Origin of the sequence: Streptomyces sp. NPDC007929 (assembly GCF_042959065.1) — a bacterium.
In the GTDB taxonomy this organism is placed as follows: domain Bacteria; phylum Actinomycetota; class Actinomycetes; order Streptomycetales; family Streptomycetaceae; genus Streptomyces.
The window spans coordinates 25,530-38,533 of the sequence record NZ_JBIBKD010000003.1; the positions used below are offsets into that span (position 1 = coordinate 25,530).

Consider the following 13,004-nt stretch of genomic DNA (forward strand, 5'->3'; position numbering starts at 1 on the left):
GCGGCTCAGTGGAACTCGTGGACCAGCTCGATCCTTCCGACGATGTGGGCGTTGAACTCGTCGAGTTCCTCGGCCGGGACCCACAGCTCCAGGATGGTGCGGCCGCCGGCCTGCTGGACCGGGTAGCGGGTCAGGAACTCGGTGTCGACCTCGAAGCGGGTGACGAAACCGGCGCCGTCGTGCTTGACGTTCCAGTCGCGGGCGATCTTGACGGCGTAGTCCTCGTCGAGGACCGGGTAGAAGATCGGCTGCTCGGGGAGCCGGGGCGGCCAGGCGCGCCAGTCGAGGTCCCGGACCAGGTCCAGCTCCTTGGGGCCGGTGGGGCGCCAGAGGGTCGTCGTGGCTCGGCTGTCGTTCTGCACGGGCACCATCAAATCAGTTGAACCGTTAGGTTGTTGACCGTCGTAGTGGTTTTTGATTGAACTACATACTCTTCAGGGAGACGTCCATGTCCGGTGACGCCCTCAGCCAGGATCCCGCCGAGGTGCAGGGGAGGATCGACAGCAGCAAGGCGCACCCGGCCCGGGTCTACGACGTCTTCCTCGGGGGCAAGGACCACTACCCCGCCGACCTGGACGCGGCAGCCGCCGCGCTGGCCGCCAATCCGCGCGGGTACCTCGACGTCCGGCACAACCGTGACTTCCTCCGGCGTGCGGTGACCACGCTCGTCGAGCAGGACGGCATCCGGCAGTTCCTGGACATCGGGACCGGGCTGCCCACCGCCGAGAACGTGCACCAGATCGCGCAGCGGATCACGCCGGAGTCGCGGGTGGTGTACGTCGACAACGACCCGGTGGTGCTCGCGCACGCGCGCGCCCTGCTCACGAGCGGCCCCGAGGGGCGTACGGACTACATCGACGCCGACCTGCGCGACCCGGCCCGCATCCTCGAACAGGCCGCCAAGACCCTGGACTTCGACCAGCCGGTCGCGCTCTGCCTGGTCGCGGTCCTGCACTTCGTCGCGGACGAGGAGGCCTACCCCCTGGTGAGCGGGCTGCTCGACGCGCTGCCCGCCGGCAGCAGGCTGGTGCTGAGCCACCTCACCGAGGACCTCAACCCCGAGAACATCCGCGCGGTCCAGCGGACCTACACCGAGCGCGGGTTCACCTTCGTGCTGCGGTCCCGGGCCGAGGTCGAGCGGTTCTTCACGGACAACGGGCTGGGGATCGCCGACCCGGGGGTCGTCCCGGCGCACCGCTGGCGGCCCGACCACGCCGCCCCCGTCCCCGAGCGGCCGGAGGCGTCCTACCTCGCCGGTCTGGAGGAGATCGAGAAGGTGCGCTACCACGACATCAACGACGTGACGGACGCGGACATCAACGTGTACGCGGCGATCGGCGTCAAGGCGTGAGCCACGGCAGCGCGGGCGACCGGCCCGGCGTCCGGATCCCGGAAACCTGCTTGTAGGCGGCACGTACTTCCTTAGGCTGCGGGGCACCAGGCGTCACCGCAGCCGAAGGAGCCCCGTCATGACCGTCGCCGAGCCCCTGCCCACCCACGCGCCCGTGCCGCCGCTGGCCGCGCGGGCGCGGGCCGTCGGCGGCTCCCCCGTACGGGACATCCTCGCCGTCACCGCCCGCCCCGAGGTGATCAACTTCGCGGGCGGGCTCCCGGCACCGGAGCTGTTCGACGCCCAGGGCATCGCCGCCGCGTACGAGGCCGTGCTCGCCGAGGCGCCCGCGCGGGCGTTGCAGTACTCCACCACCGAGGGCGAACCCGCCCTGCGGGACGCGCTCGCCGCCCGGACCACCGCGCGCGGACTGCCGACCGGCCCCGACGACCTGCTCGTCACCACCGGCTCCCAGCAGGCCCTTTCGCTCCTGGCCACCGCGCTCCTCGAACCCGGGGACACCGTCCTCGTCGAGAACCCCTGCTATCTGGCCGCGCTCCAGGCCTTCGGCTTCGCCGGGGCCCGGATCGTGGCGGTGCCCGGCGACGAACACGGCGTCGACCCCAGGGCACTGGAAGAACTCGTCGTGCGGGAGCGGCCCAAGCTGCTCTACACCGTGCCGACCTTCCAGAACCCCACCGGGCGAACCCTGCCCGCCGAACGGCGCGCCGCCGTGGCCGCCCTCGCCGCCCGACGCGGTCTGTGGATCGTCGAGGACGACCCGTACGGGGAGTTGCGCTACGACGGCGAGCGCGTGCCGTGGATCGCCGCCCACCCGGGCGCCGAGGACCGGACGGTGCTGCTCGGCAGCTTCTCCAAGGTCATGGCGCCCGGGCTGCGGCTGGGCTGGCTGCGGGCGCCCGGGGAGCTGCGGCGGGCCTGCGCCGTCGCCAAGCAGGCCGCCGACCTGCACACCCCGACCGTCAACCAGCTCGCCGCGGCCCGCTACCTCACCGACAACGACCTGGACGCCCATGTCGCCCGCGTCGCCGGCGTGTACCGCGAACGCCGCGACGCGATGCTCTCCGGACTGGCCGAGGCGCTGCCCGAGGGGTCGGTCTGGCAGCGCCCCGAGGGCGGCATGTTCCTCTGGGCGCGCCTGCCGGAGCCGTACGACACCACGGCCCTGCTGCCGCAGGTGGTCCGGCGGAACGTGGCCTACGTCCCGGGCGCCCCCTTCTACGCGGGCACGCCCGACCGGGCCACCCTGCGGCTGTGCTTCGTGACGCAGACGCCCGAGGAGATCACCGAGGGGCTGCACCGGCTGGGGGAGGGGCTCAGTCCCACCAGAACTGCCACGTAGGCCGGTTGAGGACCTGGTGCTCGGCGTAGGCCGGGAGGGTGGGGTGCGGGCCCTGGTGGAGGTTGTCCGGGCAGAACGCGAGGTGTTCGGCGGCGACGGCGTCCGCGGCGGCCCGCGTGGTGGGCGGAGCGGCCACGGAGAGCAGCAGGTGGTCGAAGCCGAGGGCCACGACGCGTATGCCGAAGCGGTCCTCCCAGGAGCGGAGCACCGCGCTGAGCCGGGCGGTGTCGCCCTCGTGGTTCGCCGGACCCGTCCAGCCGATCGCCGTCGGGACGTCCGCGCTGCGGCGGGCCGGGACGAGGGCGAGGCGGGGGTCCTTGAGAGGGCCGCCGTCGCCCAGCAGGGCGTCCACGGCGTCGGCCGCGACGGTGTCCGGGTCCTCCGCCACGGGAACGGCACCGGCCGGCCCGGGCCAGGGCTCGCCCTGCGCGGCGTGCTCTTCCCAGTGCTCCGCCAGGACCTCCTCGGCGTCGTGGTCCCCCGGGTAGGACACCTCGCCCGGCATCAACTCCCAGTGCTCCGGGCCGCCATGGCCGTCACCCGTCTCCAGGACGACCGGCAGCAGCCCCGCACGACGAGCCGGCTCCAGCGCCGCCCAGCCGCCCGGGACGGCCCGCTCACCGGCGTACCACAGCAACGGCTCGTGCCAGGGGCCCTCGTCGGTGGTGTCGAGGAGCGTCCCGGCGGGGAGCCGGAGCCCGAGCGAGCCGCCGCTCGGGTCCGCCGCCAGCTTCGGCAGGGGGTTGGGAAGAGTCGCCATGGTGGTGACTGTAGAGCCGGGCACTGACAATCCGCCTCGGCCGACGACCGCCGTAGCGGACAGCAACTGGCCTATTTCCTCCCTACGGTCGGGACATGACCACTTCCGCCGAGAAGACCGACCTGCTCGCCGCGTTCGCGGAGCAGCGCGCGCTGCTGCTGATCACCGTGCGCGGACTCACCGACGCACAGGCCGGGCAACGCACGACGGTGAGCGAGCTGACCCTGGGAGGCATCGTCAAGCACCTCGCCACCGGCGAGGAGACGTGGGCCCGGATCATGTCCGAGCGCGACGGTGAACTGCCCGACGGCATGCTCGACATGGCGCAGTACCGCATGGCCGAGGGCGACACGCTCCCCGCGCTGCTGGAGCGCTACGCGTCGGCCGCCCGGGCCACCGAGGACGCCGTGGCCGCACTGCCGGACCTGGACGTCAGCGTGCCCCTGCCGAAGACGCCCTGGTCCCCGCCGGAGCCCGAGTTCTGGTCCGCGCGCCGCGTCCTGCTGCACCTGATCCGGGAGACCGCCCAGCACGCCGGGCACGCGGACCTCCTCAGGGAGACCCTGGACGGCGCGAACACCACGGCACAGCGCTGACGCCCGAGGGCGGCACCCCCTGGGGGAGTGCCGCCCTCGGCCTGTCGTCAGGGGCAGGGTTCAGAGCCGCTCGGGCGTCCGGATGCCCAGCAGGGCCATGCCCCGGTGGAGCGTACGGGCCGTGATGTCGCAGAGGAACAGGCGGTTCTCGACCTGCTCGGGCGTCTCGGCCTTGAGGACCGGGCACTTGTCGTAGAACGTCGTGTACAGCGACGCCAGCTGGTACAGATACGCCGCCAGCTTGTGCGGGGCGTACTCCGTGGCCGCCTCCGCCACCGTCGCCGCGAACGAGTCCGCGTGCAGGCCCAGCGCGCGCTCCGCCTCGTGCAGCTCCAGCTCGGGGTGCGCGACCGGGCGGGCCTCACCGGCCTTGCGCAGGATCGACTGGATACGGGCGTAGGCGTACTGGAGGTAGACGGAGGTGTCGCCGTTGAGCGAGACCATCTGGTCCAGGTCGAACTTGTAGTCGCGGTTGGCCGACGTCGACAGGTCGGCGTACTTCACCGCGCCGACGCCCACCTGGGTGCCGCGCTCGGCGATCTCCGCCTCGGAGAGGTCCTGGGCCTTCTCGCGGACGACCGCCGAGGCACGGTCGATCGCCTCGTCGAGGAGGTCGACCAGGCGGACCGTCTCGCCCTCACGGGTCTTGAAGGGCTTGCCGTCCTTGCCGAGGACCGTGCCGAAGGCCAGCTGGTGGGCCTTCACATCGTCGCCCAGCCAGCCCGCCCTGCGCGCCGTCTCGAAGACCATCTTGAAGTGGAGCGACTGACGGGCGTCGACCACGTAGATGATGCTGTCGGCCTTGAGGTTGAAGACGCGGTCGCGGATCGCGGAGAGGTCCGTGGCCGCGTAGCCGTAGCCGCCGTCCGACTTCTGCACGATCAGCGGGACCGGGTTGCCGTCCGGGCCCTTGATGTCGTCGAAGAAGACGCACAGGGCGCCCTCGGAGCGGACCGCGACGCCCGACTCCTCCAGCAGGCGGCAGGTCTCGGCGAGCATGTCGTTGTAACCGGACTCGCCGACGATGTCCGCGTCGCGGATCTCCATGTCCAGCTTCTCGAAGACGGAGAAGAAGTAGATCTTCGACTCGTCGACGAACTTCTGCCATGTGGCCAGCGTCCGCGGCTCGCCCGCCTGGAGGTCCACCACCCGGCGCCGGGCACGGGTCTTGAACTCCTCGTCGGAGTCGAAGAGCCCCCGAGCGGCCTTGTAGAGACGGTCCAGATTCGACATCGCCTCTTCGCCGGAGGCCTCGTCGGCCTTGTGGTCCAGCTCGTGCGGGTGCTCCTCCAGATACTGGATGAGCATGCCGAACTGGGTGCCCCAGTCGCCGATGTGGTGGCGCCGCACCACGTTCTCGCCGGTGAACTCCAGCAGCTGCACCACCGCGTCGCCGATCACCGCGGAGCGCAGGTGCCCGACGTGCATCTCCTTCGCCACGTTCGGCTGGGCGTAGTCGATGACCGTGGTGCCCGGCTGCTCGGCGTGCGGCACGCCGAGGCGGCCGGTGTCGTCCGCGTAGCGCGCGGCGAGGTTCCCGGTGATCGCGCTGTCGGTGAGGGTGATGTTGAGGAAGCCGGGGCCGGAGACCTCGACGTCCTTGATCAGCTCACCCTGCTCGACCCCGGAGACGACCTGCGTGGCCAGCTCGCGCGGGTTGGCCTTCTCCTTCTTGGCGAGGGCCAGGATCCCGTTGGCCTGGAAGTCGGCCCGGTCGCTTCGTCGCAGCAGCGGGTCCGCGGAGCCGGCCTGCGGCAGAGCCGCGGAAAGGGCCGCCGCGAGGCGCTGGTGGACGGAGTCGCTGAGGGACGTGACCGAGGCCATGGGCGAGGGTGCCGTTCTCCTAGGGAAATCGATGGACCCGCCCAGTATCCCATGGGGGTAAAGCCGTTTTTCCGGGCGCGAGGGGGTCTGGGACAATGGTGCGGTCAGCCGTGCGACCGTACCGGCTGCCCGATGCAGAAAGAAGGACGTGCCGATCGTGGCTCAGAGCACCGAGACCACCGACTGGGTCTCCCGTTTCGCGGATGAGGTCATCGAGGAGTCGGAGCGCCGGGCCCCGGGCAAAGTGACATCAGTCGCTACCGCTCCGGTCGTCGTCGTCGCGTCCGGTCTGTCCCCGTCCGGCCCCATCCACCTGGGGAACCTGCGCGAGGTCATGACCCCGCACCTCGTCGCCGACGAGATCCGCCGCCGGGGCCACCAGGTGCGGCACCTGATCTCCTGGGACGACTACGACCGGTACCGCAAGGTGCCTGCCGGGGTCGCGGGCGTGGACGAGTCCTGGGCCGAGCACATCGGCAAGCCGCTGACCTCCGTCCCCGCGCCCAAGGGCTCCTCGCACCCGAACTGGGCCGAGCACTTCAAGGCCGCGATGGTCGAGTCGCTGGCCGAGCTGGGCGTGGAGTTCGACGGGATCAGCCAGACCGAGCAGTACACCTCCGGTGCGTACCGCGAGCAGATCCTGCACGCCATCAGGCACCGCGCCGACATCGACGCGATCCTCGACCAGTACCGCACGAAGAAGGCCCCGGCGAAGAAGCAGGGGCAGAAGCCGGTGGACGAGGCCGAGCTGGAGGCCGCCGAGGGCTCCGGCGCGGCCGGTGAGGACGACGGCAGCTCCACCGCCGCCGGGTACTTCCCGTACAAGCCGTACTGCGGCAACTGCGAGAAGGACCTCACCTCCGTCACCTCCTACGACGACGACTCCACCGAGCTGACCTACGCCTGCACCGCGTGCGGCTTCTCGGAGACGGTCCGGCTGGAGGAGTTCAACCGCGGCAAGCTGGTCTGGAAGGTCGACTGGCCGATGCGCTGGGCGTACGAGGGGGTCGTGTTCGAGCCGTCCGGCGTCGACCACTCCTCCCCGGGGTCGTCGTTCCAGGTCGGCGGGCAGATCGTCGGGATCTTCGGCGGGAAGCAGCCGATCGGGCCTATGTACGCGTTCGTCGGCATCTCCGGCATGGCGAAGATGTCGTCCTCCAAGGGCGGGGTGCCCACCCCGGCCGACGCCCTGCAGATCATGGAGCCGCAGCTGCTGCGCTGGCTGTACGCGCGCCGCAGGCCCAACCAGTCGTTCAAGGTCGCCTTCGACCAGGAGATCCAGCGGCTCTACGACGAGTGGGACCGGCTGGACGCCAAGGTCGCCGACGGCAGCGCCCTGCCGGCCGACGTGGCCGCGCACGCGCGTGCCGTGGGCACGGCCGCCGGTGAGCTGCCCCGCACGCCCCGGCCGCTGCCGTACCGGACGCTGGCGTCCGTCGCGGACATCACCGCCGGGCACGAGGACCAGGCGCTGCGCATCCTCAGCGAGCTGGACCCCGAGCAGCCGCTGACCTCGCTCGACGAGGCCCGCCCGCGCTACGACAAGGCCGAGGCCTGGATCAACACGCACGTCCCCGCCGACCAGCGGACGATCGTGCGCGGCGAGCCGGACGCCGAGCTGCTGAAGTCGCTCGACGAGGCCTCCCGGCAGTCGCTGCGGCTGCTGCTCGACGGGCTGGCCGACCACTGGTCGCTCGACGGGCTGACGCACCTGGTGTACGGCGTGCCGAAGGTGCAGGCCGGGTTCTCCGCCGACGCCACGCCGAAGGAGCTGCCGGCGGAGATCAAGACCGCCCAGCGGTCGTTCTTCGCGCTGCTGTACCACCTGCTGGTGGGCCGGGACACCGGGCCGCGGCTGCCCACGCTGCTGCTGGCGGTGGGGCAGGACCGGGTGCGGACCCTGCTCGGGGACTGAGCCGATGGAAGGGGGCCCTCGGGTGAGGGCCCCCTTCCGTTTCAGGTCTCAGACCTTCTGCGACACCTGTCCGGTCTCAGACCTTCTGGAACAGCAGCATCGTCGACGAGCCGAACGCCTCGGTGTCGGTGTGGGTGCTGCTCACCAGCCGGAAGCCGTGCCCGCTGATCTCCTCGGTGAGGGCGTCCCCGGACCGCTCCGAGTAGGGGAGCACCTCCAGGCCGATGTCCTTCTCGCCGTCCTCGACGCGGATCCGGCGGGAGATGACCCGGCCCGGGACGAGATCGGCGGAGACCTCCTCGTAGTCGGGGATGGAGAAGAAGCCCTTCCCCCACTCGCTCGCGCAGTGGTCCACGACGAAGTGCCCGCCCGGGCGCAGGATGTCGTGGACGCGGGAGATGTGACGGGCCCGCTGCTCCTCGTCGACCAGCATGTGCAGACAGCCCATGTTCATCGCGAGGTCGAAGCCGCCCTCCTCGAAGCCGCGCAGGTAGATGATGTCGCGCTCCATGAACCCGGAGGCGTCCAGGCCGGCGGCGGTGGCCCGCTCGCGGGCGCGGGACAGCGCCGAGTGCGACACGTCGACGGAGACGACGTGGTGCCCCTGGGACAGCAGGTAGAGGGAGTCGCGGCCCTCGCCGCAGCCCAGGTCGATGATCCGCCCGTCGAAGACGTCCGGGCGCTCGGTCATCAGCTGTCGCAGGGAGGCGTTCGGCTCGGCCGACTCCCACAGCTCGGCGCCGTGCTCGTACACGGTCCGGTAGCGGTCCTCGTAGCCGTAGTAGTAGTCGTCGAGGGTGCCGACGATGCTGCGGACGTCGTCGCTGGTGGGGGAGAACTCCACCGGGGCCGCCGCGACGTCGGCGTCCGCGCCCAGCACCAGCAGCGCGGTGTCGTCGAGCAGCCCGATGGCCAGCAGGTACTGCGACGCAGAGCACTCCACCGCCTCGCCGACCCCGAAGGGCGCGCAGCTCTCCTTCAGGGCGTCGAGGGTCAGGGCCGCCGCCTTCTCGCAGACGAAGACCGCCGCCCGGCCGTGGGTCACCTTGGCGGCGAAGCCGGCGGGGCTGTCGAGCTGCCACACGGTGGTCCGGTCGGCGAGTTTGATCGTGCTCAGCGGCAGGTCGCCGGGCGCGCTCTCGTCGAGTATCGCTTGGTAAAGGCTCACTTCAGTACCCCCTGTGTGTGGCGTTCGGTTGTGCGCAGCGCCGCCAGCCGGGCCGCGTACTCGTCGAGCACGGGACTGCGGTGACGGAAGATCCGGCCGGACTCGCGCAGGTGCTCGGCGAGTTCGTGGTCGCGGCAGCGCAGGGCCGCCTCGATCGCGGTGAGTTCGACGACGTCGCGCTGGGCGTTGCTGCCGCCCATCGCGAACGCCCGGTGGTAGGACCTGGCCAGCCGGTCGGCGGCGTCGGCGTAGTCGCCGGTGGTGAAGGAGCGAAAGCCGAGGAAGACGTCGACCATCTCCTCGGGCACCTCCTTGCCGCGGGCCAGGACGGCCTCCAGGAGGGCGTCGGCGCGGCCGTACTCGCCGACCTGGCAGTAGGTGAGGTAGGCGTGGAAGTCGTTGAAGAGGTACCAGCTCTCCTCCAGGTACGGCTCCCAGTCCTGGTAGAGGGAGCGCCAGTAGGCGGAGAGGTCGAGCTGCGGCCTGATCAGGGCGAGGCGCCACAGCAGGGTCACGGCGTCCAGGTCCTCGGCCGAGCGCAGGGACGTCTTGCGGCGGATGCCGATGCGGTAACAGGCCAGCACTTCCTGGATGTTGTCCGCGTAGAGCTCGAACAGGGCGTAGTGCCACCAGACGTGGATGCGCATGGGGGTCGAGGCGTCCCGGCCGCGCATGTAGTCGCGGATGTAGCGGGCGCCCTCCTCGTGCCGGCCGGTCTCGTAGAGGCAGTGCACCATCGCGTGCATCGCGTAGACGTCGTCGGCGTTCAGCGTGAGGGCGAGGCGGCAGCGTTCGATCGCCGCCTCGATCAGGCCGTTCTCCTCCAGCGCGAAGGCGTGCAGGCCGTGCAGGTAGCCGATGACCGGGTCGTCGGGGGCGAAGGCCTCCAGGGAGCCGGTCGTCGTGGCGAGCATGTGCGGGGCGTCGCCGAGGAAGAAGTCCAGCATGTGCACGGCGTAGATCGACACGGCGTCGCCGGGGTACGTGTCGACGAGGGTCTGGAAGCCGTTGCGGGCGGCGACCAGGTCCCCGGTGGTCCAGAAGCCGAGGGCGGAGCGCATCGCCTCGGTCCGGGCGTCGGCGATTCCGGTCGGCAGCGCGGCGAGGATCGCGGCGGCCTCCTCGACCGCCGGGCGCTCCATGGAGCACAGCAGGTCCACGGCCAGGATGAGCTGGAGGGCGGCACCGGAGCGGCGACATCGGTCGTGCTCCAGCTTCATGGAGACGAGTTGGACGATCGCCCGCTCGACGTTCTCCATGTCCGGCGGGCTTTCCACGTGTTGCGGAACGCCTCGGGAATCGGTGAGCACGGTCATTCGGACACCTCCGCCGGTACGAGTCGGTTGTTCTGGGCCTTGCGAATGGCGTGGAACGAGAGAACGAACAGCAGGGTCAGCGCGAACGGCGCCAGCCAGATCTGCGCGGAGAAGAAGCGGCCGCCCGCGAGGACCGCCGACAGCAGAAGGAGGGAGCAGGCGTTGGCGTTGGCCACGATCGCGCCGACCTGGCGCGGCGAGAAGTTCTCGGCGGCTTCCGCGCGCAGCAGTACGCGCAGCGAACCGAAGGCGCATCCCAGAGCGAAGACGGCGACCATCTGCGCCACCCCGAACACCGGGACCACGGCCCAGAGCACCATCGCCGCGGCCACCGCGGCGGCGGCCCCCGTCAGCACCCAGCGCAGGTCCACGCTCTTCGTCAGACGGTGCAGGAAGGTTCCGGCAACGGCCATTCCGATGCCGAGCAGCATGTCCAGGACGCCGACGGTGAGCATGCTCCGGCCGTGGGCGAGGGCTTGCAGCGGCAGCATGAGGTTGAACGTCCCCAGGATGGGCCAGACCAGCAGGAAGGCCAGGAGGTAGAGCCGGCCCGCGCCGTCCGCGCGCCGCGGCCCGGCCGTCTCGGGCGCCTCCTCGGTGACGCCGGCCGTGCGGTGCGACCCGAGGCTCAGCACCGCGACGACGGCGAACAGCCCGGCGCACACCACCAGCACCCACTCCGCCCGGATCAGACGCGTGAACAGCGGGGCGAACAGCGGACCGACCATCAGGGCGACCTGGTTGACGGTCATGGTGAGCGAACTGTGCCGGCGTAAGGCCTCACCGCTCACCCCGGACGCCTCGTCGTTGAACCAGACCTCCCAGGTCGACTCCAGATAGAAGAAGAAGATCCACAGCACGAAGTTCAGGGCGACGACCGCCTGCACCTGGGACCAGCACGCGGCGATCGCGAGCAGCGTCAGGGCGATCCCGGCCAGGCCCGCCGCGGTCATCCGGGCCCCGCCGGTGACCGGCGTGAAGCGGATCAACGGGGGGACGAAGACGGCCGGGACGAAGGACAGCGTGGTGGACACGGCCAGCGCGTCGTAGCCGCCGCCCTGCGCGGACGCGATGTGCCAGTTCAGGAGCAGCAGCACCACTCCGTTGAAGAATCGGTAGAGCCCGGAGCAGAGCGTGTACCGCGTCACGCCCCGGCCGCCTCACCCGTCACGAAGATCTGGTCGGCCAGGTCCTTGGCCACCGTCACCGGCAGCGGCGTCTTCGCATCGAACAGCTCGTCCCATTCGAGCTCGATGAGACCTTCGCGGGTGCTCCAGTTCTTGGCCGCGTGGGAGATGTCGCCGGGCTGGGCGGCGATGTTGACGCTGCGCACCTCGGGCGGCAGTGGCTTGCCGTCCAGCACCTCCAGGATCCGCCCCGGCGCGGCCTTGAGGAACGCGATCGCCGATGTCCGCACGGGTGCCGCCGCGGCCACGGTGTCCAGCAGGTCGTCCCCCAGGTAGGAACCGACGTGCAGCCGGTAGGGGTTGAGCTCGTAGGCCCGCTCGACCTGGTCCATGATGCCGTCGCCGCCCGGGCGGGCCGCCACCTCGATCACCCAGGGCGTCCCGTCCGCACCGAACTTGATCTCCACATGGGCCAGCCCCCGGTCGACGCCCAGCGCGACACAGGCCCGCACGGCGAGGTCGGTCAGCGCCCCGTCGCCCGTGCGGTGACTGGGCACCAGGTGGGCGAGCTCGGCGAACCAGGGGCGCGGGGACAGGTACTTCTCCGTCACGGCGAGGACCTGCGCGCGTCCCACGCCGCAGAGCACCTCCACGGACACCTCGTCGTCGGAGTCGACGAACTGCTCCACCAGGTACTTGTCCCCGAGGATGTTGAACGCCGCGCCGTACTGGGCGATGACGTCCTTGGACTCCGCGAGCGCGGCCAGCGCTTCCTCGCGGGTGGTGGCCAGGACGACACCGCCGCTGCCGCCGAAGTCGTACGGCTTGACGACGACGGGCAGACCGAGGTCCGCGACCGCGTCGAGCAACTCCTCCTCGGATCGCACCAGCCGCGAACGGGGCGTGCGCACACCGGCCGCCAGGAGCGCCTGCTTCATCGCGTGCTTGTTGCGGGCGTTGGTGACCGCCGTGGCGTCCAGGCCGCCCAGACCCAGGGTGCGGTTCACGACGTTCGCCGAGTCCACCGTCCAGTCGTTGAGCGGCACCACGACCCGGGGGTGCCAGCCCCGGGCCGCATGGCGGCGAATGGCCCGCAGCAGGGAATCCGCGTCCTTGGGGTCGGCGGAGAGCATGGTGTCGAACGTGCGGTTCAGCCTGCGGACGGCGTCCTGCGACGCCGCCCAGACCGGAAGGCCGATGGCCTCTTTCGCGCCCGAGAAGGCTCTTTCCCGGAGATACTGATCGGCTCCGAGCAGGAGTACGTATTCTTTTCGCTGCATTCCATTTGGCTGCATGGCTGCGCCCCCAACTTCCAGAATTCCCCCGCCATGCGACGCCGCAACGTGACATCGTCGCCCGGGAGTTGGGTGATAAAAGTGAATCAATTCATCGCCGAGAGGGGTCGCCGCAGTCAGCTGTGCGGCGAACTCTTGTCATCTCTATCGGCGTATCAGTGAACTGCCTGCATAGATCCCCCGCTTCCGCCGCAGGATCGTAGCCACGCGGCGCGGGAGCGCGCAAGGGATCGTTTTCGGAAATGGCCTGAACGCAGCCGTGTGCCGGGCGGGGTTCCGGACACGGAACAAATGCCTCCGAAATTACCCC

General features: G+C 70.7%; 11 protein-coding genes. 4 read left to right on the forward strand and 7 right to left on the reverse strand.

Annotation, left to right across the window (positions count from 1 at the left end; all coding sequences use genetic code 11):
• Nucleotides 1–5: 5 nt before the first annotated feature.
• Entirely contained in the window at nucleotides 6–362 is a 357-nt protein-coding gene (locus tag ACFZDE_RS09645; protein ID WP_390992467.1) for a hypothetical protein, read from the reverse strand.
• Between the two features lie 86 nt (nucleotides 363–448).
• Here ACFZDE_RS09645 and ACFZDE_RS09650 point away from each other — a divergent pair, with 86 nt between their 5' ends.
• On the forward strand, nucleotides 449–1,351 hold the full coding sequence (locus tag ACFZDE_RS09650; protein ID WP_390992470.1) for an SAM-dependent methyltransferase: 903 nt from the start codon (nucleotides 449–451) through the stop codon (nucleotides 1,349–1,351).
• A gap of 118 nt (nucleotides 1,352–1,469) precedes the next feature.
• On the forward strand, nucleotides 1,470–2,693 hold the full coding sequence (locus tag ACFZDE_RS09655; RefSeq protein WP_391199011.1) for an aminotransferase class I/II-fold pyridoxal phosphate-dependent enzyme: 1,224 nt from the start codon (nucleotides 1,470–1,472) through the stop codon (nucleotides 2,691–2,693).
• On the opposite strand, the gene ACFZDE_RS09660 is transcribed toward ACFZDE_RS09655, so the two are convergent.
• Nucleotides 2,668–3,453, reverse strand: coding sequence for a DUF4253 domain-containing protein (locus ACFZDE_RS09660; protein WP_391199014.1), 786 nt, complete (start codon nucleotides 3,451–3,453; stop codon nucleotides 2,668–2,670). The two genes, ACFZDE_RS09655 and ACFZDE_RS09660, sit on opposite strands and share 26 nt — an antisense overlap.
• A 95-nt stretch (nucleotides 3,454–3,548) precedes the next feature.
• Between ACFZDE_RS09660 and ACFZDE_RS09665 the strand changes: the two genes are divergently transcribed.
• The gene (locus tag ACFZDE_RS09665; protein ID WP_391199016.1) at nucleotides 3,549–4,049 is read left to right on the forward strand and encodes a DUF664 domain-containing protein; all 501 of its coding nucleotides are present in this window, start codon (nucleotides 3,549–3,551) and stop codon (nucleotides 4,047–4,049) included.
• 60 nt (nucleotides 4,050–4,109) lie between these two features.
• Here ACFZDE_RS09665 and argS read toward each other — a convergent pair whose 3' ends face one another.
• Nucleotides 4,110–5,873, reverse strand: coding sequence for an arginine--tRNA ligase (gene argS / locus ACFZDE_RS09670; RefSeq protein ID WP_391199019.1), 1,764 nt, complete (start codon nucleotides 5,871–5,873; stop codon nucleotides 4,110–4,112).
• 148 nt (nucleotides 5,874–6,021) lie between these two features.
• On the opposite strand from argS, the gene lysS reads away from it, so the two are divergent.
• Nucleotides 6,022–7,788, forward strand: a complete 1,767-nt coding sequence (lysS, locus tag ACFZDE_RS09675; RefSeq protein ID WP_391199021.1) for a lysine--tRNA ligase — start codon at nucleotides 6,022–6,024, stop codon at nucleotides 7,786–7,788.
• 76 nt (nucleotides 7,789–7,864) lie between these two features.
• Here lysS and ACFZDE_RS09680 read toward each other — a convergent pair whose 3' ends face one another.
• From ACFZDE_RS09680 to ACFZDE_RS09695, 4 genes are read right to left on the reverse strand one after another with little or no spacing between them, the layout of a single operon-like run.
• Complete coding sequence (locus ACFZDE_RS09680; RefSeq protein ID WP_391199024.1) at nucleotides 7,865–8,956, reverse strand: methyltransferase domain-containing protein; 1,092 nt, start codon at nucleotides 8,954–8,956, stop codon at nucleotides 7,865–7,867.
• On the reverse strand, nucleotides 8,953–10,215 hold the full coding sequence (locus ACFZDE_RS09685; RefSeq protein WP_391199027.1) for a hypothetical protein: 1,263 nt from the start codon (nucleotides 10,213–10,215) through the stop codon (nucleotides 8,953–8,955). The genes ACFZDE_RS09680 and ACFZDE_RS09685 overlap by 4 nt, the downstream gene beginning before the upstream one ends.
• 53 nt (nucleotides 10,216–10,268) lie before the next feature.
• A complete protein-coding gene (locus ACFZDE_RS09690) occupies nucleotides 10,269–11,420 on the reverse strand; it encodes an MFS transporter (protein ID WP_390992492.1) in 1,152 nt (383 codons plus the stop codon).
• Nucleotides 11,417–12,679, reverse strand: a complete 1,263-nt coding sequence (locus ACFZDE_RS09695; RefSeq protein WP_391199029.1) for an ATP-grasp domain-containing protein — start codon at nucleotides 12,677–12,679, stop codon at nucleotides 11,417–11,419. The genes ACFZDE_RS09690 and ACFZDE_RS09695 overlap by 4 nt, the downstream gene beginning before the upstream one ends.
• Nucleotides 12,680–13,004 lie beyond the last annotated feature (325 nt).

What these genes read in the sequence shown, in the direction of transcription:
- ACFZDE_RS09660 (WP_391199014.1), bottom strand. Translation starts at nt 3,453, where the DNA reads ATGGCGACTCTTCCCAACCCCCTGCCGAAGCTGGCGGCGGACCCGAGC.
- argS (WP_391199019.1), bottom strand. Translation starts at nt 5,873, where the DNA reads ATGGCCTCGGTCACGTCCCTCAGCGACTCCGTCCACCAGCGCCTCGCG.
- ACFZDE_RS09695 (WP_391199029.1), bottom strand. Translation starts at nt 12,679, where the DNA reads ATGCAGCGAAAAGAATACGTACTCCTGCTCGGAGCCGATCAGTATCTC.
- ACFZDE_RS09685 (WP_391199027.1), bottom strand. Translation starts at nt 10,215, where the DNA reads ATGGAGAACGTCGAGCGGGCGATCGTCCAACTCGTCTCCATGAAGCTG.
- ACFZDE_RS09655 (WP_391199011.1), top strand. Translation starts at nt 1,470, where the DNA reads ATGACCGTCGCCGAGCCCCTGCCCACCCACGCGCCCGTGCCGCCGCTG.
- ACFZDE_RS09650 (WP_390992470.1), top strand. Translation starts at nt 449, where the DNA reads ATGTCCGGTGACGCCCTCAGCCAGGATCCCGCCGAGGTGCAGGGGAGG.
- ACFZDE_RS09665 (WP_391199016.1), top strand. Translation starts at nt 3,549, where the DNA reads ATGACCACTTCCGCCGAGAAGACCGACCTGCTCGCCGCGTTCGCGGAG.